The following is a 25,546-nucleotide window of genomic DNA, read 5'->3' on the forward strand; positions in this document are numbered from 1 at the left end:
GACTACGAGGTGAAGGTGAGGACGCGCGGCGGCCTCACCGACGTGGCGTTGCCGGACGTCGGCTTCGGCGTATCCCAAGTGTTGCCTGCGCTCGTGCAGGCGTTCTACTGCCCTCCCGGCTCTACGGTGTGGATGGAGCAGCCCGAAATCCACTGCACCCGCAGGTGCAGGCGCAGCTCGCGGATACGTTCATCACGGCGATCCGTGCGCGCGAAGGAGTCCGCGCGACGTTCAGCTCGTCGTCGAGACGCACTCGGAGCACTTCCTCAACCGGCTCCACAGCGGCGCATCGCAGAGGCGACGCTCGCTCCGCACGATGTGGCCATCTACTTTGCGCGCTCGACCACGAACGGCGCCGAGCTCGAAGAGCTCAAGGTGAACGAGTACGGTGACATCACGAACTGGCCCGACAACTTCTTCGGCGATGAGATGGGCGACATCGTCGCGCGCACGCAGGCGGCCGCGGCGAGGCGCGAGAAGGCGGCACGACGATGACGGTGATCGTCGACACGAACGTCATCCTCGTCGCGAACGGGAGCCACGCGGACGTCAGCGACGCGTGCGTGAGCACCTGCGCCGGCAGACTCCTCGACATCTCGCGAAGCGGACGAGTGGCTATCGACGATGCCTATCGGATCCTCGCGGAATACCAGAACAAGACCTCGCCCTACGAGGGAAAGCGGGCCGGCGACGCCTTCCTGAAGTGGCTCCTCCGTAACAGCGCCAACCCCGCGAAGTGCGACCAAGTTTCCCTCTCCGAACACCCTGAACGCGGGTTCGAGTCGTTCCCAGACGACGAGCGCCTGCGGACGTTCGACCCGCCCGACCGAAAGTTCGTGGCCGTGGCGGTGGCCCATGCGGCAAAGCCACCCATCTTGCAGGCCGCCGACTCCAAGTGGCTCGATTGGGCGCTCCCGTTGCAAGACCACGGAGTTCGGGTGGACTTTGTCTGCGGCACCGATATCAAGCGGTTCGACGACAAGAAGAAGGGCCGCACACCCGGTCAGCCGAAGAATGGGTCCCGTGCGCCACGGCGGACCAAGGCATGACCGACTTCTTTCGCTTTCCGCACACACCGCATCTGGCATGGCTCGGTGCGGGCAAGACCGCGCGAGGACAAGGTCCTCGATGTGGCGGAGGCGGCCGCGCTCCTCGCTGGCGACGTTGTGGTCGAGGAGAAAGTTGACGGGGCGAATCTTGGATTTTCCGTGGACGAGCGAGGGGCGCTCCGCGCGCAGAACCGAGGAAAGTACCTCGATCTCACAGCGCTCACGGGCCAGTGGCGGCCACTTCGGCAGTGGCTCGGCGCACGCCACCGCTCGCTGGCCGAGCGCCTCTCGCCACACATCATGCTCTTTGGGGAGTGGTGCTACGCGGTGCACAGCCTCCGCTACTCCCGCCTGCCCGACTGGTTTGTCGGCTTCGACGTCTACGATCGCTCAACGGGCGTCTTTTGGTCGGTCGAACTTCGCAACGCCCTTGCGCGTGAGCTCGGTGTCGCGGTCGTGCCCGAGCTCGGTCGAGGCCGGTTCACACTTCCAGCGCTCGAAGCGCTGCTCGGCCGCTCCTCGCTGACCGAGGGCCCCGCCGAAGGGCTCTACGTGCGTCGCGAAGGCGGAGGCAGGCTCCGCTCCCGCGCCAAGCTCGTGCGCCCCGAGTTCGTGCAGGGCATCGACGAGCACTGGTCGAAGCGACCGCTCGAGGCGAACCAGCTGCGGATGGTGGGGCAATGAGCCCCAACGTTCACGCCCAGGCACGCTCAGGGGGCTGACGAGGCTCGGCCCGGCGCACCGGCCCCGCGAGGTGCGCCGCATCGAAAGGCCCGCCGGGCGTCCGGCGCGGTATGTTGCGCTCGGAGGTGACGCGTGAGCACTGACTGGAAGGCACTGAAGCCGCACGTTCCGCTGTCGCCGGGCGCGGCGCACTACGTCGCAAGGGCGGGCGCTGCTGGCGACGAGATCGCCGACTGGATTCTCGCCGACCGCGCGCCGCTCCTGGTCGGGGGGCCTGCGGGGGTGGGCAAGAGCACCGAGCTCGCGCGCGCCGCCGATCTGCTCCAGGCCCACCGCGTCGCGTGTCTGGTGCAGCTCGACCGCTTCGAGAACATGCGCCGCCTCACGCCCGATCGCATGCGCCTGCGCATCGCGCAGAAGCTCGGCTACCTCGCTCAGCAGGTGCTTCACCTGCCGATCTCCGAGAGTCTCGCGGCGCGCTCGAGAGAAGTGAACGAAGAGCTGGCGGGGAGCGCGTCAGCACCATGAGGCCTCGCCGAGCGTGATCTGAACGCGGCCTTGCCCGAGGTCGTGCGGCTCTCCCTTCAGGGGCGCGTCACCGTCTTGATCGACGGGCTTGAGAAGGTTCCCGAAGGCACCGAGAGTCTCGATCTCTTCGACGCGCTCGCGTCGATTCGCGAGGAGGTCGAGCTCGTCGTCGTCATTCCGTGGCACGCTGCGTTCGACCCCACGCGGAGACGGTCCTCCGAGCGGGGAGCGCTTCGTGCCGGTGCGAGGGCTGGAAGTCGAAGGCGACGCAGACCACGGTCAGGTTTTCTGTTCGAGAAGTGCTTCTTCGTCGTGTTCCGCTCCCCGCCGACCCAACGCCCATGAGCGGGTTGGCCGGGGTCCTGTATGGATCCCATGCCCAGGCTGCGGAGCGACTGAGCCTGGTCAATGACGCCGCTCGCTGGAGTGGCGGAATTCCTCGGACGTTCCTCCAGCTGATGGCCGACGCAGGCACGTACGCGCGCTTGCGTCGCGAGGCCCCGTGGCCGAACGCCACGGACCTCGCCGATGCCGCGCCGATCAGCCGTAGGACAGCTTCGGGCGGATCTTCCTGCCAGGGGACACACGGCGATCCGCCGTGGTGGGACGGACGGGCGTGAGCTCGCCCTCGAACGCAAAGGCGTTTGATGGCCCACGGGGTCGTGCTCGAGAGGATCCGTGGGGGACGACCTGTCTTGGAGATCCATCCGTTGGCGCGCAAAGGCATCGAGGAGAGCGCGCATGCGTGATCCCGTTGATTCGATCGTCAACGCGATCGAACGAGACGAGGGTGGCGTCGTGGTTTGGTGCCCTGATCTCGGCCTGCGCGAGTGGCTGGTCGGCGAGGTGGAGCCTTGGCGCTGCAGGCAGCGCACCCTTCGCGTCACGGACTTTGAAGCCGCGCTCGCTGAGCCGTCGCATGGCGATCTCGTGCCGGACGACGAACTGGCGGTGGTGCAGGACCCTCGACGGCCTCTCGCGACCGCCTCGAAGCGAGGACCGGCCGCGCACTCAACCCATCGTTTTGTTCCTGCTGCGAGGCGGAGACGGGCAACAGGCCCTCGAGGCATCGCGAGCCCTCAGCCCAGTGGGGTAGGAGGGCAAGGAAACCGATCCCGACAAGCCTGGCCGAGATCGACCCAGCAAGGAACGCGTGGCCTTCATCGCACAAGTGAGACAGAGCCCTGAGGGGTGGCTGTCAGTGGCGTGCTGGAGGCGAATTGCCTAAGACTTCCCGAAACCTGAGTCTGCCTACTGGGCCAATCTTTGGAGGCGCCGTGAACACTGTGGACGTCGCTCTATCGAGGCCACACGGCCGTTCGCGCCTTCCCCGCGGGGCGAGCGTCGTCCGCAAGGTCCTCAAGCGACCATTCTCGCCAGGCGGGGCACTGCGATCGCTCCGGAGAGCGGTTCAGCAACAAGAGCAGCGAGGGCGACCGAGTGGTGGATCCGAAGGCACGAACGGCAGGTTTCAGAGCCGCTCCATCAGGCATCGCGGCGTACGGCCAGCGGACTTGACGGTCCTCGCCTGACGGCAGGGCGAGACGGCACGCGCTCAGCCTCATGGTCGCCGCCATGAGAGGCGAGCGGCACGGCCGGAACACGCTGGGCGTCCACTTGCCCGATGATCGATGACCGTGGCAACTCGAGGCGGAGACCGCCAAGGACACGGCGCGTGCGGACACGCCGCAGTCCACTGCCGTAGGCCCGGACTCTGACACGCCCAGAAGGTGCGCGTGCCGCTTCCGGCCCTCGGTCCGTGGGCGCTCGATTGGATTGCTCTCGCAACTCGTACCCACTGTCGACTTCGAACCCGCGCCGTGGGCCGAGGTCCAGGCCGCTCTCAAGAAAGCTCCCGCATGACGACCCTTATCCACGAGCTCCTCGATCTGCCTCTTGCCGTCCGCAAGGGCGACTTCGTCCAGGACCTCACCGGCGGTATCTCGAACCCCGAGCGGACGGTGAAGGACTACGCGATCACGCCGAAGATCGTGCAGACCTTCGAGCACGCGCTGTCCATCATCGGCAGCGCGCTGCGCGACGGGCGCAGCCAGGCGGCGTACCTCCACGGCTCGTTCGGCGCCGGCAAGAGCCACTTCATGGCGCTCCTCGACCTCATGCTCGCCAATCACCCGGCGCCGTGGAGCCGCGGTGAGCTGCACGCGCTGCGCGGCAAGAACGAGTGGATCGGCAAGAAGAAGCTCCTCCAGCTCCCGATCCACATGCTCGGCGCGCAGGACATGGAGTCGAAGATCCTCGGCTCCTACGTCGCGTGGGCGGCGAAGAACCACCCCGACGAGGCGACGCCCGCCCTTTACGCCGACCAAGGACTGTTCGACGACGCGCGCCGCCTGCGCACCACGCTCGGCGACGACGCGTTCTTCGGCAAGCTGAATGGCGGCGTCCAGCAGGCCGCGACCGGCTGGGGCAAGCTCGCGCAGAAGCGCGAGTGGGACGCGGCGAGCTTCGACGCGGCGGCCTCGGCCACGTACGTCGGCGAGAGCGACCGCGACGCGCAGAGCCCGCGCGCCAAGCTGTTCAGCGATCTGGTGCGCACCTTCTTCACGTCGTGGACCTCGCAGCAGGGGCGCTTCGTTGACTTGGACACCGGGCTCGGCGTCATGAGTCGCCATGCCAAGTCGCTCGGCTTCGACGCTGTCGTGCTCTACCTCGACGAGCTGGTGCTCTGGCTCGCGGGCAATTCGAGCGACCTGCCGTTCATCGGTCGGGAAGTGCAGAAGATGGTGAAGCTGAAGGAGGCGCAGGACGCGGACCGCGCGATCCCCATCGTCAGCTTCATCGCGCGCCAGCGTGATCTCTCGCAGTTCCTCGGGGAGCACGCGCAGGGCGCGGTACGCAACGAGCTGTCGCGCAACCTCTCGCACCACGACGGGCGCTTCGAGACCGTCACGCTCGCCGACTCGAACCTCCCTGCGATCGTCGCCCACCGCGTCGTGCGCGCCAAGGACGAGTCCGCAGCGCAGCGGCTCGCCGATGACTTCGCCAAGACCTGGCGCGCCGCCGGGCAGGCGCAGAGCGTGCTCATCGGCAGCGAGGGCGACGAGGCCGACTTCAAGAAGGTCTACCCGTTCTCCCCCGCGCTCGTCGAGGCGCTCGTGGCGCTCTCGGACTGCCTGCAGCGTGAGCGCACGGCGATCCGCATCCTGATGGAGCTCTTGGTCAACCACCTTCCGGACCTCGAGCTCGGTCGCGTGGTGCCGGTCGGTGACGCGTTCGACGCCCTCGCCGAGGCCGAAGACCCGATCGACGATCCGGTGATGAAGGCGCGCTTCGACCGCGCGCGCGACCTCTACCGCGAGAGCTTCTTGCCAATCATCCGGCGGCAGCACAACACGGACAACCCGACCGCGTGCCAGCGCCTACGGGAGGACCACGACCGACGCCTCGGCTGCAGCGGCTGCCCGCAGAAGATGTGCCGCAACGACAACCGCCTCGCGAAGACGCTGCTGATGGCGGCGCTGGTGCCCGAGGCCAAGCCGTTCAAGGGCCTGACGGTGAAGCGGCTCGCCCACTTGAACCACGGCACCATCGCGTCGCCCATTCCCGGGGCCGAGATGCAGGTGGTGGCGCAGCGCCTCCGCGATTGGGCGAGCCAGGTCGGCGCCCTTCGCCTGGGCGAGCAGGCCGATCCCGAGGTGAACATCCACCTCGCGGGCGTCGACCTGCAGCCGATCCTCGCGCAGGCCGCGGAGGCCGATACGGCCGGAGCGCGCAAGAACGCGATGCGCCGCCTGCTGTTCCAGGCGCTCGAGCTCGACAGCGAAGGCACCGTCGTCGAGACAGAGCTGCCTTTCCACGGCACGCGTCGCAAGGGTCGAGTCCGCTACGGCAACGTTCGCGAGATGGACGACACCACGCTGACGTGCCCGCGTGAGTTCGAGTGGCAGGTCATCGCCGACTATCCGTTCGACGAACGCGGCCACGGCCCCGACGAGGACCTCCGCACCGTCGAGCGCTTCCGCGACTCGCGCCCCGCCGATGCGCCGCCGAACCCCACGGTGGTGTGGCTGCCGACGTTCTTCTCGCACTCGCTCGAGCGCGAGCTCGGCGACCTCGTGGTCCTGGAGCACATCCTCGACGGAGAGCCGCGCAAGTACCTCGGTCACTTGCGTGTCGAGGACCAGTCGACGACGCGCGCCGACCTCGCGAGCCTTCGCGCCCAGAAGCAGGCGCTGGTGAAGCGCACGCTGGCGCAGGCCTACGGGCTCGCGATGGCGAACGACAGCTCGTTCCTCGACCAGTCGCGCGCTGTGGACGAGCACTTCATCCCGCTCCTCGGTGATCTCGACATCCGTGCGGTGCTCGCCGGCACGATGAAGGACGGCTTCCGCCAGGTCGTCGACACGGTGCTGTCGAAGAAGTACCCGCACCATCCGCGCTTCGACGGAACGGTCTCGGCGACGCGCATGGAGAAGATCGGCGCGCTCGTCGAAAAGCTGCTCGACGAGCGGGACCGCCGCATGAACGTCGAGAAGGGCGAGCGCAACGACCTGCGCGCCTACGCCGATCCGCTCGGCATCACCGAGACGGGCGATGTCGCGGTGCTGCTCAACGAGCGGCCTTTCAAGGAGATTGAGCAGCAGCGCCAGCAGGCCGGCATCGACACCCCAACCGTCGGCAACCTTCGCGGCTGGCTCGATCCGCAGCGCACGCGCGGTTTGCCCGCCGAGGTGCAGGACCTGCTCGTGTCGCTCTACGCCGCGTGGAGTGGGCGCACATTCCGTCGCGACGGCAAGAGCTACACGCTGCCGCGCCCGGGGCAGGTCCCTGACGACGTCGAGTTGCTGCGCCCCGCCCTGCCCACCCAGGGCGAATGGACCGAGGCGCTGAACCGCGCGGGCGAGCTCTTCGGCGTGGCGATCGGCGCTCGCTCGCTCAGCGCACGCAACCTCTCGGCCTTCGCTGAGAAGGTGAAGGAGAAGCTGAAGGAAGTGGGCGACGCCGGCGAGCTGCCGGCAGCGCTCGAGCCGAAGATTTGTGACTGGGCCGAGCCGGAGGACGCGCCCCGCTTGGCGACGGCACGAGCCTCGGCGGCGCTGGTCCAGCAGCTCGCGCGAGGCGATGGGCGCGTCCATCGTACGCGACCTCGCGAGCTTCACGCCGCAGACCTCCGTCGACGGCCATGGAGCGCAACCTCAAGGCGGCCTCCGCGAGCAAGCGGCTCCTCCACGAGGATGCGCGCTGGATCGTGCTGCGCCAGGTGAAGGGGCTCCTGGGCGACGCCGAGCGAGGCGAGCGCGCGAGGCTGCTCCTTCAGGATCTCGCCACGCTGCTCACGTCCGACGAGATCACGAGGATGCTCGCCGACGGCCTGAGCGATCTGACCCGACGTGCGGACGAGCTGCTGCGTGTGCCCACCGGCCGGCCCGAAGGGCAGAAGCCGCGCGAGGTCGAAGAGAGAGGCGGCGAGGAGATCGTGCTCGAGGCGTCGAACGACCTCGCCTCTGCGACGTCGGCCGCGAGGGCGCTGCGTGAGCTCGCCGAGCGCTTCGAGTCCGAAGGCGCGGCCGCGTCCCGCATCACTATCCGGGTCACCGCGTGGAAGCGGAGGCCGGAATGATCGAGGGGCCGCTGCTCTCGCAGGCGGACGTGCGCCTGGAGGTGGAGCGTCTGTTCCGGCGCGACCACCGCTCCAAGCTTCTCGCGCTCTTCGGTCGAGGGCAGCCCGGGCGCTTCGAGCTCGATGGCCTCAAGTGGGATATCATCCCGACGGCGTGCGAGCTCTCGCTGCGCTCGAGGCTCCCGGCTCCAGGAGAACCGGTGACGACAGGGCGCGTCTATCTGGTGGACTGGGCCGAGGATGCGCTCCCGCTCGACGTCTCGTGCCGCCTCGCCGGCGGGCGCATCTACCATGTCGCGCGCGACGCTCGGCTCGCGGCGCTCTTCGGCGCGCGCCAGGTCGATCAAGGGCTGGCGTCCACTGCGCTCGCACGGCTCGCGCTCTCGGGCAGCGTCGATGGCCTCCGCAAGGTCCCTGGGCTTCGCCTCTCTACCGACGACCTCTGGAAGCGCGTTCTCGAAGCGCGCTTCGGGATCCCCGAGAGTGCGCTCGCAGCTGGGGCCTCGTGGCTGCGCTGGGTGCGCAGCTCCGATGCGGGCGTCGCCTTCGCGCGCGCGTGTGAGGGCGACGACCTCCTGCGCGCGGTGCGGCGCGAGCTGCTCGCCTGGCTCGAACAGCGGCTTGGCTCCGTTGGCGTGCTCGGGTTTCGCGCGTGGGAGCTCGGCCTCGTCGACCGCGCGATTCAAGCGCTCCTGCTCCTCGCGGCCGTGGAGCAAAGCGAGGACGCGTACCTGCGTGGCCTCGTGAACGGCCAGATCGCGAGCATCGCGCCGGGGCTCGCCAACGAAGTACGAGGGGCCCACGCAGGAGGAAGCTCCGAGGCCTTGCTCGAAGGGGTGCTGTCGGTGGAGGACGAGGCCGACCGGCGACTCCTCGACGGAGCCCAGCAGCACGCGATGGGCGGTGGGGCTTCGGCCCTCGTTACGGCGAGCGACTGGCTGCCCGCCGGCCACGCTGCGCGCGAGGCGGCTGTCGCTGCCGCGCTGACCGAGTTCGTCGACGCGCCCAGCGCCGAGTCGCTGGAAGGGGTGCTCGCTGCGTTCGACCACGTGAGCGCGCACCATCTCGATCGCGCCGTTCGCCGCTCGGAACACGTGGAGGCTCGAAAGATGGCGGCGCGCCTCTCGGCCTGGCTGCTCGCGCGTAGGGTTCGCCCACCGCTCGCCGAGCATGGCACGCCGTGGCAGCCGGCGATCGAGCTGGCGCGCCGATACGCCGAAGAGGGCGGATTCCTCGATTGGGCCCGCCAGAGCCTGCGCGGGATGCGTGGCGCGAGCGAGCCCCTGATGGCTGCCGTCCGCCAGCTCTACGGCGCCGTGGACGCCGTGGCGCGTGCCGACGACCAGCGCTTCGCCAAGGCCTACGTGTCGTGGGTCGAGGCCGGGAAGCCCTCGAACGAAGTGCTCCCCATCGAGCACGTGACCAAGCGCGTGGTCGCGCAGTTCCTCAAGGGCGGCGAGCATCGGCGCCTGCTCCTCGTGCTGATGGACGGCATGAGCTACGCGGCGGCGGTGCAGGTCCTGCAGCGCCTGCGCGAGCAGCGGCGGTGGAGCCCCATCGCGTGGCGCACGCCGGGCTGGAACGGGCAGCTCCCGATCCCGCCTGTGCTGGCGGCGGCGCCGACGCTGACCGAGGTGAGCCGCGCCGCTCTCTTCGCGGGCGTGGCCGATCCGCGCTTCGGCGACCAGGGGACGGACAAGGACGACTCGCGCTGGGCCTCGAACCCGCACATCCGCGAGCTGGTCGGCGAGGAGCCCCTCAAGGTGTTCTTCCGGCGTGACGTCCACGCCGGCCACGAGCTCATCGACGAGGTGAAGCAGGCCGTGGCGGGCGACCAGCGCGTGGTCGCGGTGGTCGTGAACGCCATCGACGAGCAGCTCAAGGGCAGCCTCCAGGTCGCCGTCGACTACAGCAAGATCCCCATCCTTCCGCTCGAGGCACTGCTGAGCGCGGCGGATGGTGCCGAGCGCGCGGTCTTGCTCGTGGCCGACCACGGGCACGTCGCGGGCGACGCGATGCGCGTCGCGGGCGGGCGTATCCCGGCAGGGCGTGAGGGCGGTGCCCGCTGGCGCGCACTGAACGAGGGGGAGCAGCCGCAGGACGGCGAAGTGCTGCTGCCGCGGACATCGTGGAAGCCGCGCGGAGCGGCGGGCATCGCAGCCCTCTGGGACACCGCGCTCGCGAACCGCGCACCGCACTACGGCGAGCACGGTGGGCTCTCGCTCGCAGAAGCGGTCGCGCCCGCCTTCCTCATCGGTCCCGAGTGGCTCGATCGCGTCGCGGGCGACGACGTCGAGCTGTCCTGCCGCGTGCTGCCTGAGCCCGACTGGTGGGCGCTCAAGATCGCGCGTCCGGCGGCGACGCCCGTCGCGACCGAGGAGCCGAAGACAACCGCGAAGGCCCAGCTCCAGCTGCTCGCCGTGGAGCCAGCGAAGACGCCCACAGCGCCGCCGGCTGCGACGACAGAGCCCACGCTCGTCGCGCACCTGCGCACGTCCAAGCTCTTCACGCAGCAGACCTCGGGCGTGCCCAAGCCAGACGTCGAGCGCGTACTCACGTGGCTCGCGGTGCTCGTCGAGGCGGGCGGCAGCCTGACCGCCACTGACTTCGCGCGGCTCTGCGGTGTGCGCCCCCATCAGGTTGGCGGCGCTGTCGCGCGCATGGGTGTTCTGAACGCTGACGGCTTCGCCATCGTCGAGCACGACGTCGCGGGGCGCCGAGTCGTTCTGCACAAGGCGAGGTTGCTCTCGCAGTTTGGAGTTACCGAATGAGCGAGACGAGTGGACCGAGCGTCCTCCTCCGCAAAGACGTCATCGAGGCGCTGCGCCGAGGTACGGTACCGCGGCGAGGTCTCGAGCTGTTCGCGGTCGGCACCGACCGCTTCTCCGTTTCCCTGAAAGAGGAGCTCGACCGCTGCGCCACGGGCGGCGCGGTGTTCAAGGCGCTGCGGGGCGACTTCGGGTGCGGCAAGAGCTTCACCGCGCGCTGGTATCAGCAGCAGGCGCTCGCGCGCGGCTTCGCCGTCGCGGAGGTGCAGATCTCCGAGAACGACACGCCGCTGCACCGGCTCGAGACGGTCTACCGCCGCGCGACCGAAGGCCTGCGCACGGCCGAGTGGGACACCGGCGCGTTCCGCGCGATCATCTCTCAGTGGCTGATGGGCCTCGAAGAAGAGGTCTCGCGCACGCTCCGCGATCCCGACGACTTGAATGCGCTCGCGGAAGGCGTTGGCAATCTGCTCGAGGCGCGGCTGAAGGACGTGAGCGCCGTACAGCCACAGTACGCGGCGGTGCTTCGCGCCTACCACGCAGCGGAGGTCGGGGGTGACCACGCGCTCGCAGAGGGCCTCATCGCGTGGCTGATGGGACAGCCGAACGTCAGCGCAGACCTCAAGAGGCAGGCGGGCATCAAGGGCGAGATCGATCACACTGGAGCGCTCGGCTTCCTGCGCGGGCTACTCGCGGTGCTCCAGCAGTGCGGGCGACCTGGGCTCTTGCTCGTGCTCGACGAGGTCGAGACCATCCAGCGGGTTCGCTCCGACAGCCGCGACAAGAGCCTCGAGGCGATCCGCAAGCTCATCGACGACCTGTACGGCGGGCGCTTCGCGGGGCTCTACATCCTCATCACCGGCACGCCCGCGTTCTTCGACGGACCGAATGGCGTGAAGCGCCTGCCGCCGCTCGCTCAGCGCCTGTACGTCGACTTCACGGGCGACGCGAAGTGGGACAACCCGCGCGAGGTGCAGGTGCGCCTGTTCCCCTTCGACCAGCAGCGGCTGCTCGAGGTGGGCCGGCGCGTCCGGGATCTGTACCCGACCGAGCATGCGGACCGCATGAAGGCGCGCGTCGGCGACGCGGTTCTCACGGCGCTCGCGCACGAGGTCGCCGGGAAGCTCGGCGGCAAGGTCGGTGTGGCTCCACGCATCTATTTGCGAAAGCTCGTCGCGAGCATCCTTGACCGCGTCGACCTGTTCCCCGATTTCGACCCGGCCAGAGACCTCGACATCCGCATCGATGCAGAGGAGCTCACGCTCGAAGAGCAGGCGGCGGCCGCCGGCAAGAAGCCGGACGACATCGAGATCGACCTGTGACGACGCCCGCCGCCCGGACGCCATCGACCGCCTGAGCCCTGCCGTTCGCTACCAGATCGCGAACGGGCTGGGCTGGAGCGGTCTGCGTCCGGTGCAGGCGCTCTCGACCGACGCGATCCTCGACGGCGCGAACTGCGTCGTGCTCGCGCCCACCGCGGGCGGCAAGACGGAGGCGGCGTTCCTCCCGCTCTTGTCGAAGATGGATGCCGAGGACTGGCGGGGCGTCTCGGTGCTCTACGTCGCGCCGATTCGCGCGCTCCTCAACAACCAGGAGTCGCGGCTCTCGACCCTCACGGGGCTGATCGGCAGGCGCGCCGGCAAGTGGCACGGCGACGTGAAGGCACCCGCGCGCCGTCGCATGATCGACGAACCGCCCGACGTGCTCGCCATCACGCCCGAGTCGCTCGAAGCGATGCTGCTTTCAACGCGCACGCCCGCGCGCCGCTTCCTTGCGCACGTGCGTGCCGTCGTCATCGACGAGGTACACGCGTTCGCGGGCGATGATCGCGGCGCACACCTAGTGGCACTGCTCGAGCGCGTCACGCGGATCGCGGAGAACGACATCCAGCGCATCGGTCTGTCGGCGACCGTCGGAGATCCCGAGGTCATCGTCCAGTGGCTCAGCGGCAGCAGCCTACGGCCGCAGCGGGTCGTCGACCCGGGCGGTCCCCGCAAGCCGCCGGAACTTTCGCTCGACTTCGTCGGGACGCTCGACAACGCGGCGCTGCTCATTGATCGCCTCTACCCGGGCACGCGACGGCTGGTGTTCGTCGACAGCCGCAGGCGCGTCGAGGAGCTCGGGCACCGTCTCTCGCAGCGCGGCGTGGACGTCTACCTGTCGCACTCGTCGCTGGCGCTGTCGCAACGCACGGCCGCCGAGAAGGCCTTCGAGGAGGGCAGCAACTGCGTGATCGTCGCGACCTCGGCGCTCGAGCTCGGCATCGACGTTGGCGACCTGGACCACGTGATTCAGATCGACGCCCCGAGCAGCGTCTCGTCGTTCTTGCAGCGCATGGGGCGGACGGGCCGACGCGCGGGCTCAACGGCCAACTGCACCTTCCTCGCGACCGATGACGACGCGCTTCTGCGCGCCGCCGCCATCATCGACCTGTTCAGGAGGGGCTACATCGAACCTGCTGCGCCGTCGGCCTGGTCGCCGCATGTGCTCGCGCACCAGGCCATCGCGCTGGCGATGCAGGAGCAGGGCTCGGCCACTCACGCATGGTGGAACTGGCTCGAAGGCTGCGCCGCCTTCCGCAAGGTCTCGGCACCAGAGCGCGAGAGCATCGTCCGCCACATGGTCGACAACGACATCCTCGTCGAGGCCGACGCGCGCCTAGCCCTCGGCGCGCGAGGCGAAAAGCTCTACGGAGCGAAGAACTTTCTGGAGCTCTACGCGGTGTTCTCGACGCCACGCGTGCTCCGGGTGATGCACGGCCAGTCGGAGGTGGGCGTCGTCGACGCGTCGTTCCTTCAGGACAAGGAGCAGAAGGTGCCAAACTTCGTGCTCGCCGGACGCCCTTGGCGCATCGCCGGCGTTGACTGGAAGGGCGGCACGTGTTCCGTCGAGCCCGCCGAGGTGGGCGGCTACCCGCGCTGGTTCGGCCTGCCCGTGAGCCTCGAACGCTCGCTCTGCCAGGCCATGCGACGCGTCCTCGCGAGCAAGGACACCGACCCCTCCTGGTCCAAGCGCGCCGTCACGCAGCTCGAGCTGCAGCGCGAGTCGCACGCATTCCTCGAGGACAGCTCTCTGCCCCTTGAAGAAGATCCCGATGGCCGCTGCCGCTGGTGGACCTTCGGCGGCGCAGCCGGCAACCGCGTCCTGGCGGGCTTCCTCGAGCTGAAGCTTGGCGAGCGCGTGTCGCCCAGCAACACGTTCATCACGTTCTCGAGCGGCGCCGCCGCGAGCGCCGTCGCGATCCGCCAAGCGATCGATGCTCTCGCGGCCCGCGCGCTCACGTGGGACGACGCCGCGCGCCTCGTCGATCCCGGCCAGCGGTCGCGCGTCTCGAAGTTCCAGCCCTGCCTTCCACCCGACATCGAGCACGGGCTGATTGCCCGCGAGACGATGAACGTCGAGGACGCCAGCGCGACGTTGGTGGAGTGGAAGAGGCGCGCGCAACACGGCGAGGGGGACGCATGACGGATAGCGCTGACACCATGGGAGCCGCCGCGCCCGCCCCGGGGGGGGCCCACGAAGCGTTCGGGAGCGTTGAAGCGCCTCGCGCGAGGAACGCCGACGGCGTTGGGCGGGCTTCTCCACGACGTCGAGAGCCACGTGACCGTCGATGGCACGCTGGTGACCGCGCACTGCCACTGCCTGAAGCTCGATGGGAACGGACGGGCACGCACCGAGGACCTCGGCGAAGGTCATCGCGGAGCACGTTCTCGACTACGCGATCCCGGAAGTCACATCCGGGAGGCGGACGAGGAGTTCCAGCGAAGCCGATCGACGCAGAAGCTGGTCCGCCTGGCCGACGAAGCGAGGAGTCTGTTCACCGATCTTGAACAGAGCGGCGAGGGAGGAGAGCTTCTGCTGTTCGCCTTGGCCGAGAAGCTTCTCCGGCTCCCGCAGCTCATCTGCAAGATGAGTCTCAAGACCAACAGGATGCACGTTCACGGTGCGGACGGCGCTCCACGCGGGGGGTCGACGGGCAAGCGCTTTTGTACTGGGGTGAGTCGAGATCTACGGCGACGTCACCGGCGCCGTGCGGGAGTGCCTGGCGTCCATCCGGCCAATGCTCGCAGAGTACTCCTCGGGTCAGCGTGACCTCCAGCTTCTCCAAAGGCACGCGGACCTCGACGATCCGGCGCTCGAAGCGGCTCTCAGTACCTCGATCCCGATTCTGACGAGCGCAACTCACTGGAGTTCCGCGGGCTATGCCTCGTCGGCTTCGACTGCGATGCGTATGGCGGCCGTCGCCGCAGCTCGCGTGATGGGCCGCAGCGCTACACACTTCCGCCTGGGGGTCCCAGAGCGATCGGTGAGAAAGGCGACGTCGTCGTGAGGGGCGGGGGGGCGTACTTCTTCAGCGTCATCGCTCTACGGGGGCGTTGGGTGGTCTTGGGGATGACGAGCAACCCGGCATCTTGCTCGCCGATGGGGACCCCAACCTCTCGAGGGCCCGTTCGTGGTGAAGACGGTCCGCGAACCTCTTCTGGGTGTCGCGGGGGGCGGCAAGCCGAAGGTCTGGCGTGCTGGCTCGTGGTTCGGGCGGTGGCGGGGAGATCGGGGCTCGCCCGACCAACGACAGCAGCGCCTTTCCTTCATCGGCTCGGTGGCCGCACGGCCATCGTCTACGTGAACGGCGCTGCGGGGCGGGCGCCGGGGCTTTTCGCCGTCGGTGCCGCGCGAGGTGATGCGGGGGGAGCCCGGCCCCAGCGCAACATGTCGTCCACAAGCGGTTCGCCCTCGCCACGTGCCTGCGACGCGGCGTCGCTCTCGATGCCATCTGGCTCCGCGAATGGACCGGCGCCGAGCTCAGGCCAGCAAGACGCGCGCCGAAGTCGGTGTTCGAGCCGTCGCGCTTCGCCACACGCGCGGCGGCTGGATGGTGCTCGGCGCCCCGCTGTGTAGCTGGCGACCACTGAGGCCCGCCGAGCTGGGCTCGATCTTGGGCATCCGCGCCGACAACCTCACCAAGCGCCACCTCTCGGAGATGGTTGCCGAGGGGCCTGCGCCGCCTGTTCCCGGGCGAGCCGACCCACCGAACCAAGCCTACGCCGCCGCGTCCGACGACGACGAGAAGAGCCTGACGGAAGACGCCGCCGAAGATGACCCGCAAAAAGAAGCCGACCGCCTCCCTCGTCCGCTCCTCGGCGGCCGAGTACCTGACCTTCGTGGCGGCCAGCGGCACGGGCGGCGTGGAGGCCGTCTACGCCGACGAGAACGTGTGGCTCAGCCAGAAGATGATGGCGCAGCTCTACGACGTCGAGGTCCCGACCATCAACTACCACCTGAAGAAGGTGTTCGAGGACAGCGAGCTGGAGGAGGACGCAGTTATTCGAAATTTTCGAATAACTGCCGCCGACGGCAAGACCTACGACACCAAGCACTACAACCTCTCGGCCATCATCGCCGTCGGCTACAAGGTCAACTCCGAGCGCGCGGTGCAGTTTCGCAAGTGGGCCACGCGCGTCGTCGAGGAGTTCACCATCAAGGGCTTCGCGATGGACGACGAGCGCCTCAAGCGCGGCGGCTCCGTCCTGAGCGATCGGTACTTCGAAGAGCAGCTCCAGCGCGTCCGCGAGATCCGGCTGTCGGAGCGCAAGTTCTACCAGAAGATCACCGACATCTACGCCACGTCGGTCGACTACGACGTGACGGCGCAGGCCACCAAGCGCTTCTTCGCCACCGTGCAGAACAAGCTGCACTGGGCCATCCACGGGCAGACCGCCGCCGAGGTCATCGTCGACCGCGCCGACGCGACCAAGGAGCACATGGGCCTCCACACCTGGACCGACGCGCCCCACGGCAAGATCCAGAAGTTCGATGTGGTCGTGGCCAAGAACTACCTGACCGAGCCCGAGCTCGCGCAGCTCTCGCGGCTGGTGAACGCCTACCTCGACGTGGCAGAGGACATGGCGCTCCGCAAGCTCCCCATGACGATGCAGGACTGGGAGACGCGGCTGAACCGGTTCCTCGCCGCGACCGACCGCGAGGTGCTGCAGGACGCCGGCAAGGTGACCGCCGAGATCGCTCGGGCGCACGCCGAGAGCGAGTTCGAGAAGTACCGCATCGTGCAGGACCGCCTCTTCGAGAGCGACTTCGATCGCGTCGTGGCCGAGACCAAGCGCCTTGGCGCGGCAAGTCCGGCTCCACGCGCGGCACCTTCCTCCCGAGATGAAGGCGAGGACGCCTCGTGAGCCGACGGAGCGGACTTCGACGAGGCGCGCTGGATCGATCGGCTCGCGAGCGAGGTGAACATCATCGAGACCTATGCTCTGCGGTTCGCGCTCCTCCGACTGCGCGCGCGAGATGTGTACGCCCTCTCGAACATGGCCGCTCAGGTGCCCTTCCCCCCTTGTGGGGGAGGGGCTCGCGAGTACCCGAACCGCCGAGGTGGGGAGAGGGCCCGCCGTGCCACGAGCCCTGATCCGCGCGCCGGAGCCCCCATGATCGATCCCGGCGCCGCCGTTTGGCTTGCCCGGAGCCCTATTTCGCGTGCCCAAAGGCCTGATCGGCGACCCGGAGCGCCCAAACTCGCGCCAGGAGTGACCGTGGCGCGCCCCGGAAGCCCTGATCGCCGACCGAGCGGCACCCTGACCGCGCCAGGCGCGCCCCGAGCGCGCACGGCGAGGGCCGATCCGCGCTCCGGCGCGGCCGAACTTGTGCCCGGCGCGACCGAAATTGCGCCAAGCGACGCTTCGGTGCGCGCCGACGGCCGCCCTTGCGCGTTTTTACGCTGCTTCCCGGCCCGCCCCACGGATGAGCCTTCCGCGTCCGCCGCGCCCCCCGTTTGCCTCGCGCCCCCTCCTCGTGACAGAACCCTGGGCTCCATGACCCCACTCCGTGTCCTCGGGCTCTCCGGCTCGCTCCGCAAGGCCTCCCTCAACACCGCGCTGCTGCGGGCCGCCGTCGACCTCGCGCCCGCGGGCATGACCCTCGAGCCCTTCGATCTCGGCGCGCTCCCGCTCTTCAACGAGGACCTCGTCGAGAGTCCCGGCGCGTGGCCCGAGCCTGTGGCCGCGCTGCGGACCGCGATCGCCTCGGCCGACGCGCTCCTGCTCGTCTCGCCCGAGTACAACCACTCGATCCCGGCGGTGCTGAAGAACGCGATCGACTGGGCGTCGCGCCCGCCCGCGGCGCCGCTCGGCGGCAAGCCGGCCGCGATCCTCGGCGCGAGCCCCGGGGGCTTCGGCACCGTGCGCATGCAACCGCACCTCCGCCAGGTGCTGACCGCCGTGAACATGCTCACGCTGGGCCGCCCCGAGGTGCTCGTCTCGAACGCCAAGGCGAAGTTCGACGCGAACGGCGCCCTCGTCGACGAGCCCACGCGCGAGGCGGTCCGAGCCCTCCTCGTGGCGCTCGCCGAGTGGACCGCGCGCGTGCGCCCGAAGACCTGAGTCGCTCCCGCCATCGATGGTCCCCGCGCGGCGTAGCTTCTGTGCTGGGCCGAGCTGAGACATCATGGAGGGATGCGCACCGCCACGCTGTCTGCGCTCGCCGCGCTGTCTGCGCTCGCCGCGCTCGCGTGCGGCGCGTGCCGAGCGCCGGCCACGCCGGTCGCGTCGGTCTCGCTGCCGGTGAGCGCGCCGTCCGCTCGCCCGCTCGCCCAGGCCCCGATCGCGCCGTCCGCGCCGGCACCTCCCGAGCTCCGCGCGCCCAGCGACGCCCCGGTGTGCACCTTCTCGAGCGAGCTCTGGGCGGGCGAGCCCATCGCGCTCCAGGCCCGGCCGGACGGAGAGCCCTTCGGCGTCGTGGCGACGGCGCGCCTCGCGACGGCCCACGTGCTCCCGAGCGGCGGCTGGCTCGAGGTCGACACAGGCCAGGCGAAGCTCCGCGGCCACTTCCGCGTCACCGCCCCGTTTCTGCACCCCACGCGGCCGCTGCTTCTAGGCGGCGTCCTCGTGACCACGGGGGCCTCGAGGCTCTCCGTCCAGGGGCGGAGCGGCGAGCGCGGCGAGCGCGGCGACAGCCTCCTCGTGAGCGCCGCGCCGCCTCTCGACTCCGAGCTCGTGGGCCCGGCCACGGTCGAGGCCACCTGCGCGGATCTGAGCCTCGATCCCGCGCGCTTCGAGCTCGACGCGTCGCTCCCGAGCGCTCCGTCGCAGCGGCCCCTCCCGCGGGCCTCGCTCGTCACGGGGCGGCCTGTGCTCGTCTCGGCAGAGCCCGGCGGCCCCGCTCGCCTCCGCGTGTGGCTCCAGGGCCGCGGGGGGCGGGACGGCGAGGCGGTCACGGTGATCGCGCGGCGCGGCGGGCTCGCGCGGATCGTGTGGCGGCGCGAGGAGGGCGTGGTCTTCGGCTGGGTCTCGGCGAGGGATCTCCCGCCCGCCACGGCCGCGGCGCCCGCGGCCCGACGCACGCTCACCCTCGCGGAGATCGTCGTCGCGGATCCCAAGAGGGCGCCCCCGCCGAAGACCGCCGCACGGAGCGCCGCGCGCGCCGCGCCCCTCGTGATCGAAGGTCGGGACGGGACGCGCGTGACCGTGGGCCAGGTCACCGCGGGGGCCGTGCTCGGCGCGGTCCTCCCGGTGCGCGCGGGCCCCAGCGAGGTCGACGCCGCGCCGCTCGGCCTCTCCCTGCGCTCCGGCTCGCGCGCGCTTCTCCCGGGCGCCCTCCTGCGCGAGCCGCCCGCGCCCGCGCTCGTCACGGTCGGCGTCCCGGTCCATGACGGCGCGACGGGCCGCACGATCCTCGCGCTCGCGAGGCGGTGCCACGACGGGCCGCAAGGCTCACCGTCGCCGCGCGGGACGCTCGTCGTTCGGGTGGCGGTCGACGCGGCGGGTCGAGTCGACGCGGTCAAAGTGATCGCGGATCCGAGCCTCGGGAGCGATCTCCCGAGCTGCCTCGCCGCGAAGCTCCGCGCCGCCACGCTCTCCCCAGACCCCGTTGGAGCCGCGCTGGAGGCCCGGGTCTCCTTCGAGCCGTGACGGCCCGCGCAGACGGCCCGCGCGCCTTACTCTGCTACCCCACCGACTTCTCGGCCTCGTCCTCGCGCAGCGCGGCCTTCTTCGGGCCGCCGCCCGGCGCGCTCTCGGGCGCGTCGTCGGCGGAGCGCGCCGCGGTCGTGGCCGCCACGCTCCGCTTGAGCGCCTCGAGCAGATCGATGATCTGCGCCTTGGGCGCCTCCTCCGACACCGTGACCTCGTTGCCCGCCACCTTCGCGTCGACCGCGGCGAGCACGCGCGCGGCGTACTCGTCCTTGAAGCGCGTGGGCTCGAAGGTGTCTTGCGCGAGCTGCTCGATGAGCTTGTCGGCGAGGTCGCGCTCGATGGGCTTGAACTCGAAGGTGCCCCCGGTCTCCACCTCGCCGAAGTCGCGCACCTCGTCGGCGTAGAACACCTCGTGCAGCACGAGGCCCTTTTTGTAGGGCCGCACGAGCACGAGGTTCTCCTTGCCGCGCTGGGCGAACTTGCCCACGGCCATGCGGCCGGCGCGCTCCATCGACTCGGAGAGCAGCGCGTACGCCCGATCGCCGCCCTTGTCGGGGCCGAGGAAATAGGTCTTCTCTATCGAGACCAGATCGACGCTCGCGGCGGGCACGAACTCGAGCAGCTCGAGCTGGCTCGTGCGCTCGGCCTCGAGGGTCTTCAGCTCCTCCTCGGTGAAGTGCACGTACGTGTCCTTCGTGTGCTCGTAGCCGCGCACCATGTCTTTGCGCTCCACCACCTCGTTGTCGATGGGGCACACGTACTGCTGCTTCATCCGGCTGCCGCATTTGCCGTGCAGGAAGTTGAAGTGCACCCCCTTCGGCGCCGCCGCCGTGTAGAGCTTGACGGGGATCGACACGAGGCCGAACGAAATGGTGCCGGATCCGATGGAGCGCGCTGGCATGGCCCGCTAAGCGTAGGGGACGGAGGCTAAGCTTGTCGAAAACCCTGCAAGAAGCGACCTCAGCCGGCGCCTCGAGTGACGCCGCTGTCGCCCTCGCGCCGAAGCAGCGCGCGCCCATGTTGTGCAAGCTCGCGACGCCTTCGGGCGGCGAGCGGCTCGACGACGCGGGCCGGCTCTACGAGCTGAAGCTCGACGGGGTGCGCATCGTCGCCGTCCGCGACGGCGACCGCGTGACGCTCACCTACCGCTCCGGCCGCGACGCGACCCGCGTGTACCCCGAGGTGGCCGCCGCGCTCGCCGCCGTGGGCGAGGCCTCCTTCGTGCTCGACGGCGAGATCGTGGCCCTCGACGCCGAGGGCCGGCCGAGCTTCGAGCGCCTCCAGCGGCGCATCGCCGCGGAGACGGGCGACGTCGCGCGGGCCGCCCGCGATGTGCCGGTGGCGTACCTGGTGTTCGACGCGCTCCTGGTCGCCGGCCGCGACGTGCGCGCCCTCCCGCTCGAGGCCCGCAAAGACCTCGTGCGCGCGCTGCTCCCGGCGCGCTCGCTCGCGATACCCCACGAGGGCCACGTGGGGAAGGGCGCGGAGATCTTCGCGCTGTGCGTGGAGCGCGGCCTCGAGGGCGTGGTCGGCAAGCGCCTCGGCTCGCCTTACCGCCCCGGCGAGCGCACGACCGACTGGGTGAAATGGAAGACCACCCGCGAGGCGGACTTCGTTGTTGTAGGATACACGGAAGGCGGCGCGAGCGGCCAGCTCGGCGCGCTCGACCTCGCCTCGTACGAGGGCTCGCGCCTCGTGGTGCGCGGCAAGGCCGGCTCGGGCCTCAGCGACGCGCTGGTGGCGCAGCTCCTGCCCGTGCTCCGGGCGCTCGCGGTGAAGGAGGCGCCCGCCGAGGGCCCGTGGGAGAAGGAGCCCCGCACGTACGTGATGCCCCTCTTGGTGGTCTCGGTGCGCTACGGCTCGTGGTCGTCCGACGGGCGGCTCCGCTGGCCGGTGTTCCTGGGGATTCGCCCCGACCTGGAGCCCGCCGCGTGTGTCGTGGGCCCGTCGAGCGACGACGCGCGGGATCCCGTTCGCGCCCCGTGACTGCGGCACCCGGCCCAGGCGGCCCAAGGGGCACCTTGTGGCCTGGCTCATCTCGCGGCGGGGGAAGTCATGCGGCACCCCAGGGGCACATTTGCGGAGCCCGGCCTGAAGGCCGGGGCAGGGAAACCGAGGTGACGCGGCACCCGCCGGGGCGGCTGCCCGAGCGCCCGAGGGCGTCGGGGGGGGGGGGGGCCGCGCTCGGTGTGGCTTGTCGGGGGCGGCGGGCGCGTAGGTACATCGTGAGGCGGGCGGGGGCACGACCCGATACGAACGCGGGCACGACGGGTGATGTCGAACGCCGCGTTCCGCGGACGAGGTGGAGGCGGCGCCATCGGCGCGTGGCCCAGCGTGGTGGCCAGGTGACCGCGCGAGCACGCCGACCGGGCGGCGGGGGGGCGGGGCGGGGGGGGGGGCGCGGAGGGCGACGGGCCCGGGGGGGCGGCGCGCGGGTGCGAGACGCGCGCGGGGTCGGGATCCCCCCTACCGACCGCCGAAACCCCCCGACGGCGCGGCGCGCCGGGCATGCGACGCGACCCCCGCTCCCTGGCCGGGCGCCCCCCCCCCCCCAAAGCTCTTCGAGCGCTCGCCGACGACTTCTCGCGAGTCGAGCGCCATCCACAGCCTCTCCGCGGCGGGGGGAGCCAGGGCTGCCGCCATCTCGCGGGCCTGAAGGCCGGGGGGACAGTCTCGAGCGCGGGGCGGGCCCGCGTCGCGAGCCAGGCGGTCCGTGTAACGTCCTGGCCGTTGCCCTTGCGCCCCGGCCAGGCTCGAGCCTCGGTCGCCCGCCGCGTTGCGTAGGGTCGGGCGCGCATGAAGGGGGGGGGGGCATGCAAGGGCCTCGCCGAGCCCTCGATGCGCCACCGCCGACGAGCCCGGCGTCGACGCCTCCACAAGCCTGCCGACCGACCGAAGGGAGGGCGGCACCCGCCAGGTCAGCCGCTCATGCGGGGGGGGGGCGGAACTCCCCATCCGGGCCCGCCACGGGCCGGCCCTCGGCCTTGCCGCGCGGCGGGCAGCGCGGGCGCGCCGGTCACCCCTCGAGCGGCAGCGCGTGGTGGGCGCCGAAGGGAGGCACGTGGGGGTCGAGCGCGGCCGGAGCCCCGCCCGGTGGGCGCCCCCGGGCCCCCTCGGCGGCGCGGCGGCCGAGCGCGCGTGGCGGGGCGGGGGCGCGCGAGGGGGGCGGCCGGCGGCATCCTGGGCGCGCAGATGGAGGCCCACGTGGGCCCCGACCTGCTCGACTTCGTGCGCGCCCGCGACGCGTATCCCAACTTCGCGCGCGACCTCGAGGAGCGCACGGGCGTGCACGTGGGGTATCGGCGCTGCGGCATCGTCAAGCTGGTGGACGACGTGCCCGCGGCGCGGGCGCTCCTGGACGCGCAGCTCGCCCTGGGCCTGCGGGCCGAGCTCTTGCTCGACGCCGCCGTGCGCGAGGCCGAGCCCGAGATCTCCCCCGAGCGCCGCGCCGCGCTGTTCTTCCCCGACGACGCCCAGATCGATCCGCGAGCGCTCCTGCGAGCGCTGTCGGCCGCCTGCGCGCGAGCGGGGGTGGAGGTGCGCGTGGGCGCGCTCGTCACGGGGCTCCTCCTCGAGGGCGAGGTGTGCCGCGGCGTGTCCCTTGGGGCCGAGTCGCTCGCGGCCGACGCGGTGGTGCTCGCCGCGGGGAGCTGGGCCTCTCTCGTGCCGGGTGTGCCGCTCTCGCTGCCGAAGGTCACGCCCGCCCGTGGGCAGATCGTGGCGCTCGAGGAGCGCCCGCCCCGCACGCGGCGCATCGTGTTCCACGCCACGGGCTACGTGGTGCCGCGCGGCGACGGCCGCGTGCTCTGCGGGTCGACGCTTGAACATGTAGGGTACACGAAAGACGTGACCGCCAAGGGCGTCGTGGACATCCTCGGCGCGGCGTGCGCGGCGGTACCGTCGCTCGGGACCGCGAGCGTGAGCGACTTCTGGTCGAACTTCCGCCCCTACGTGGCCGAGGGCGGGCCGCTCGTCGGCCCCTCGCCCGTGCCGGGCCTCTTCCTCGCGACGGGCCACTACCGCAACGGCATCCTGCTCGCGCACGACACCGCCCTCCGCGTGGCGAGCGCGGTGCTCGGGGGGTAGCGTGCAGCGGGCCGAGCGGCCCCCGAGGGAGGTCGGCCGCGAGTGAGAACCGCCGGGGGAAGGGGTGTGCCACGGTCCCCGGGATGGCACACGCCCGGACCAAAACCCTGGGAAAAAACACGATCGCGCGGGTGGTACACAAGGTGCAAGTCCGAGCCCATGGCCATCCACCGACCCCACCGCGTGAGTCTCTGCGGCGCCCTCCTGACGATGGGAATCGTCCTCGTGGCGTGCGCGCCGCCCCCGATCCCCGAGGGCATGACCGCCGCGTGCACGAACGGCGAGCTCCGCTTCGCGAACGAGATAACCCCCGAGCGCCCCGTCGACTTCCTCGGGATTCTCCGCGAGTCGACCGAGCCTGGCGGCTATTCGTCCAGCGGTTCGCCGCAGGTCAACTGGAGCGCCAGGATGACCGACGACGTACGGGGGACCCCCTGCTCGGGGGCGACCGACAAGGCCGCCTGCCAGAGCAAGGTGAGCGCCCTGCGTACCCTGCGTAGCTGCGGCGCGTACGAGGTGGCGCCGAAAGCGGCGCCGGAGGCCGTCCAGCGAATCGGACCGGCGACCGGCCAATGCACGGCCACGAACCTCGTCTATACACGGGGCGACGAGGTCGGAATGGTCGCCAGCGCCGTCGACGCCCGCGCCTTCTTTGGCGAGATCGACACTCCAAAGGAAGCCATCTACCTCGCGCGGCTCCGCGGCGAGCGCTTCGGCTGCGATGAGCGCCTGCCCGCAGCGTTCGCACAGGTCCCCGAGGGGTTCGACGTGCAGGCGGTCGGAGGCGCGTGCACCCAGCGCCTCCTGCGTGTCACTCGACAGGGGGTCGTCTCGGTCCTGAGCACCGACACCGACCAGCGCGGCTGTAGGGAGGAGAACCCCTGAGCCACGCGCGCGCTCAGGCGATATCGAGCAGGCGCGCGGCGTTGTCCCAGAAGATCTTCCGCCGCAGCTCGCGGCGCGAGTCGGTCGCGATGAGCACTCGCGCGATGGGCAGCGCCGCGGAGTAAAAGGGCCAGTCGGAGCCCATCAAGATGCGCTCGGGATCGCCGCGCTCGACCAGCGTGCGCACCCCGGCGAGCCCCTGGCTCGAGATCTCGAGGTAGACGTTCGGGTACTTGCGGCAGAGCTCCATCGCCGCCTCGAGCTGGAGCGCGCCCGCGTGCCCGAGCACGAAGGTGGTCGCGGGGTTCTCGGCGATGGGGCGCTCGTAGTGCCGCACCTGGGTGAGATACCGGCCGAGCGCCGGCTCGATGCCCACGGGCCCGCAGTGCCAGAGCACCGGGATCTTCGCGTCGGCGCAGAGCCGATAGAGCCTCATGGCGCGCGGGTCCGCGGGGTGCACGAGCTGCACGTTGGGGTGCACCTTCACGCCGCGCGCGCCGCGTCGCACTTGCTCGGCGAGCTTGCCCTCCAGGTCGGTCGAGTAGGGGTGCACCGAGCCGAACGAGAGCAGCGTGCCCCGGGTCTTCTCCTGGGCGTCGAGCGCGTAGGTGGCGTTCTGGCTGATGACCGGGAAATCGATCGGCAGGAGCACCGAGTGGCTGATCCCGAGCTCCGCCATCTCGCCCGTCAGGTTGGGGATCGTGTGGGTGCGGCGCATGCCCCCGGCGGTGAAGCTCCCGGCCGTGAGGTCCTTCTTCATGTTGGCGAGATCGCCCGCCGTGAAGTTGCGGTTCGAATAGGGCACGAGGTCGACCGGGCAGCACGACGGCAGGTAGTGCTCGGTGCGGTCCCACTTCTTGTCGAGGTCGAGCTGCATGGGCCGCAGGTACGCGAGCGCCACGTGCGTGTGCACGTCGATGATGGGCCCGAGCGAGGCGTCGCTCAGCACTACGCGGTCCTCGTGCGAAGAGAACCACGGGAGCCGCCCCAGGTCGGCGAGGTTGCGGAAGTGCGTGGGATGCGTGGCGTCCATGGACAGCGAGGACC

At 70.6% G+C, this 25,546-nt stretch carries 16 protein-coding genes and 3 pseudogenes; 16 read left to right on the forward strand and 3 right to left on the reverse strand.

Going from position 1 to position 25,546, the window contains the following annotated elements:
- From IPQ09_17505 to IPQ09_17520, 4 genes and pseudogenes are all read left to right on the forward strand, one after another.
- Positions 1–495 (forward strand): annotated as a pseudogene (locus tag IPQ09_17505) (DUF3696 domain-containing protein).
- The gene (locus IPQ09_17510) at positions 492–1,049 is read left to right on the forward strand and encodes a hypothetical protein (protein ID MBL0195983.1); all 558 of its coding nucleotides are present in this window, start codon (positions 492–494) and stop codon (positions 1,047–1,049) included. Before IPQ09_17505 ends, IPQ09_17510 begins: the two are co-directional and overlap by 4 nt.
- Positions 1,046–1,733, forward strand: a pseudogene (locus IPQ09_17515) (RNA ligase family protein). Before IPQ09_17510 ends, IPQ09_17515 begins: the two are co-directional and overlap by 4 nt.
- A gap of 132 nt (positions 1,734–1,865) precedes the next feature.
- On the forward strand, positions 1,866–2,261 hold the full coding sequence (locus IPQ09_17520) for a hypothetical protein (protein ID MBL0195984.1): 396 nt from the start codon (positions 1,866–1,868) through the stop codon (positions 2,259–2,261).
- Here the strand turns inward: IPQ09_17520 and IPQ09_17525 are convergent.
- Positions 2,250–2,447, reverse strand: a complete 198-nt coding sequence (locus IPQ09_17525; protein ID MBL0195985.1) for a hypothetical protein — start codon at positions 2,445–2,447, stop codon at positions 2,250–2,252. The genes IPQ09_17520 and IPQ09_17525 overlap by 12 nt on opposite strands.
- Before the next feature lie 1,673 nt (positions 2,448–4,120).
- Here IPQ09_17525 and IPQ09_17530 point away from each other — a divergent pair.
- The 9 genes and pseudogenes from IPQ09_17530 to IPQ09_17570 all read left to right on the forward strand — a co-directional run bounded on the left by IPQ09_17530 (position 4,121) and on the right by IPQ09_17570 (position 19,525).
- Positions 4,121–7,486 (forward strand): hypothetical protein, encoded by a 3,366-nt coding sequence (locus IPQ09_17530; GenBank protein ID MBL0195986.1) that lies wholly within the window; start codon positions 4,121–4,123, stop codon positions 7,484–7,486.
- Positions 7,471–7,842: a hypothetical protein gene (locus IPQ09_17535; GenBank protein MBL0195987.1), complete on the forward strand. Its 372-nt coding sequence runs from the start codon at positions 7,471–7,473 to the stop codon at positions 7,840–7,842. The genes IPQ09_17530 and IPQ09_17535 overlap by 16 nt, the downstream gene beginning before the upstream one ends.
- Positions 7,821–10,613 carry a BREX-2 system phosphatase PglZ gene (pglZ, locus tag IPQ09_17540; GenBank protein MBL0195988.1) on the forward strand — a complete coding sequence of 931 codons (2,793 nt, stop codon included), beginning with the start codon at positions 7,821–7,823 and terminating at the stop codon, positions 10,611–10,613. Before IPQ09_17535 ends, pglZ begins: the two co-directional genes overlap by 22 nt.
- Positions 10,610–11,932: a BREX system ATP-binding protein BrxD gene (gene brxD / locus IPQ09_17545; protein MBL0195989.1), complete on the forward strand. Its 1,323-nt coding sequence runs from the start codon at positions 10,610–10,612 to the stop codon at positions 11,930–11,932. The genes pglZ and brxD overlap by 4 nt, the downstream gene beginning before the upstream one ends.
- Positions 11,856–14,075, forward strand: coding sequence for a DEAD/DEAH box helicase (locus IPQ09_17550; protein MBL0195990.1), 2,220 nt, complete (start codon positions 11,856–11,858; stop codon positions 14,073–14,075). The genes brxD and IPQ09_17550 overlap by 77 nt, the downstream gene beginning before the upstream one ends.
- Positions 14,072–14,843 (forward strand): annotated as a pseudogene (locus tag IPQ09_17555) (DUF1837 domain-containing protein). The gene IPQ09_17550 and the pseudogene IPQ09_17555 overlap by 4 nt, the downstream one beginning before the upstream one ends.
- A gap of 863 nt (positions 14,844–15,706) precedes the next feature.
- Complete coding sequence (locus IPQ09_17560) at positions 15,707–16,798, forward strand: virulence RhuM family protein (GenBank protein ID MBL0195991.1); 1,092 nt, start codon at positions 15,707–15,709, stop codon at positions 16,796–16,798.
- A gap of 633 nt (positions 16,799–17,431) precedes the next feature.
- On the forward strand, positions 17,432–17,998 hold the full coding sequence (locus IPQ09_17565) for an NAD(P)H-dependent oxidoreductase (protein ID MBL0195992.1): 567 nt from the start codon (positions 17,432–17,434) through the stop codon (positions 17,996–17,998).
- 72 nt (positions 17,999–18,070) lie between these two features.
- A complete protein-coding gene (locus tag IPQ09_17570; GenBank protein ID MBL0195993.1) occupies positions 18,071–19,525 on the forward strand; it encodes a hypothetical protein in 1,455 nt (484 codons plus the stop codon).
- Positions 19,526–19,559: 34 nt separating this feature from the next.
- Here the strand turns inward: IPQ09_17570 and IPQ09_17575 are convergent, their stop codons facing one another.
- Positions 19,560–20,429, reverse strand: coding sequence for a Ku protein (locus tag IPQ09_17575; GenBank protein MBL0195994.1), 870 nt, complete (start codon positions 20,427–20,429; stop codon positions 19,560–19,562).
- 116 nt (positions 20,430–20,545) lie between these two features.
- On the opposite strand from IPQ09_17575, the gene ligD reads away from it, so the two are divergent.
- From ligD to IPQ09_17590, 3 genes are all read left to right on the forward strand, one after another.
- Entirely contained in the window at positions 20,546–21,514 is a 969-nt protein-coding gene (gene ligD / locus IPQ09_17580) for a non-homologous end-joining DNA ligase (protein MBL0195995.1), read from the forward strand.
- Between the two features lie 1,152 nt (positions 21,515–22,666).
- Positions 22,667–23,614, forward strand: coding sequence for an FAD-dependent oxidoreductase (locus IPQ09_17585; GenBank protein ID MBL0195996.1), 948 nt, complete (start codon positions 22,667–22,669; stop codon positions 23,612–23,614).
- 159 nt (positions 23,615–23,773) lie between these two features.
- On the forward strand, positions 23,774–24,499 hold the full coding sequence (locus tag IPQ09_17590) for a hypothetical protein (protein ID MBL0195997.1): 726 nt from the start codon (positions 23,774–23,776) through the stop codon (positions 24,497–24,499).
- 13 nt (positions 24,500–24,512) lie between these two features.
- On the opposite strand, the gene IPQ09_17595 is transcribed toward IPQ09_17590, so the two are convergent.
- Positions 24,513–25,532, reverse strand: a complete 1,020-nt coding sequence (locus IPQ09_17595; GenBank protein MBL0195998.1) for an amidohydrolase family protein — start codon at positions 25,530–25,532, stop codon at positions 24,513–24,515.
- Between the last annotated feature and the right edge of the window lie 14 nt (positions 25,533–25,546).

This window comes from Myxococcales bacterium, from assembly GCA_016720545.1.
In the GTDB taxonomy this organism is placed as follows: Bacteria; Myxococcota_A; Polyangia; order Polyangiales; family Polyangiaceae; genus JAAFHV01.

Coding starts and splice junctions, on each gene's coding strand:
- IPQ09_17510 (MBL0195983.1), top strand. CDS start 492: ATGACGGTGATCGTCGACACGAACGTCATCCTCGTCGCGAACGGGAGC.
- IPQ09_17530 (MBL0195986.1), top strand. CDS start 4,121: ATGACGACCCTTATCCACGAGCTCCTCGATCTGCCTCTTGCCGTCCGC.
- brxD (MBL0195989.1), top strand. CDS start 10,610: ATGAGCGAGACGAGTGGACCGAGCGTCCTCCTCCGCAAAGACGTCATC.
- IPQ09_17550 (MBL0195990.1), top strand. CDS start 11,856: ATGCAGAGGAGCTCACGCTCGAAGAGCAGGCGGCGGCCGCCGGCAAGA.
- IPQ09_17560 (MBL0195991.1), top strand. CDS start 15,707: ATGACCCGCAAAAAGAAGCCGACCGCCTCCCTCGTCCGCTCCTCGGCG.
- IPQ09_17565 (MBL0195992.1), top strand. CDS start 17,432: ATGACCCCACTCCGTGTCCTCGGGCTCTCCGGCTCGCTCCGCAAGGCC.
- IPQ09_17570 (MBL0195993.1), top strand. CDS start 18,071: ATGCGCACCGCCACGCTGTCTGCGCTCGCCGCGCTGTCTGCGCTCGCC.
- IPQ09_17575 (MBL0195994.1), bottom strand. CDS start 20,429: ATGCCAGCGCGCTCCATCGGATCCGGCACCATTTCGTTCGGCCTCGTG.
- ligD (MBL0195995.1), top strand. CDS start 20,546: ATGTTGTGCAAGCTCGCGACGCCTTCGGGCGGCGAGCGGCTCGACGAC.
- IPQ09_17590 (MBL0195997.1), top strand. CDS start 23,774: ATGGCCATCCACCGACCCCACCGCGTGAGTCTCTGCGGCGCCCTCCTG.
- IPQ09_17595 (MBL0195998.1), bottom strand. CDS start 25,532: ATGGACGCCACGCATCCCACGCACTTCCGCAACCTCGCCGACCTGGGG.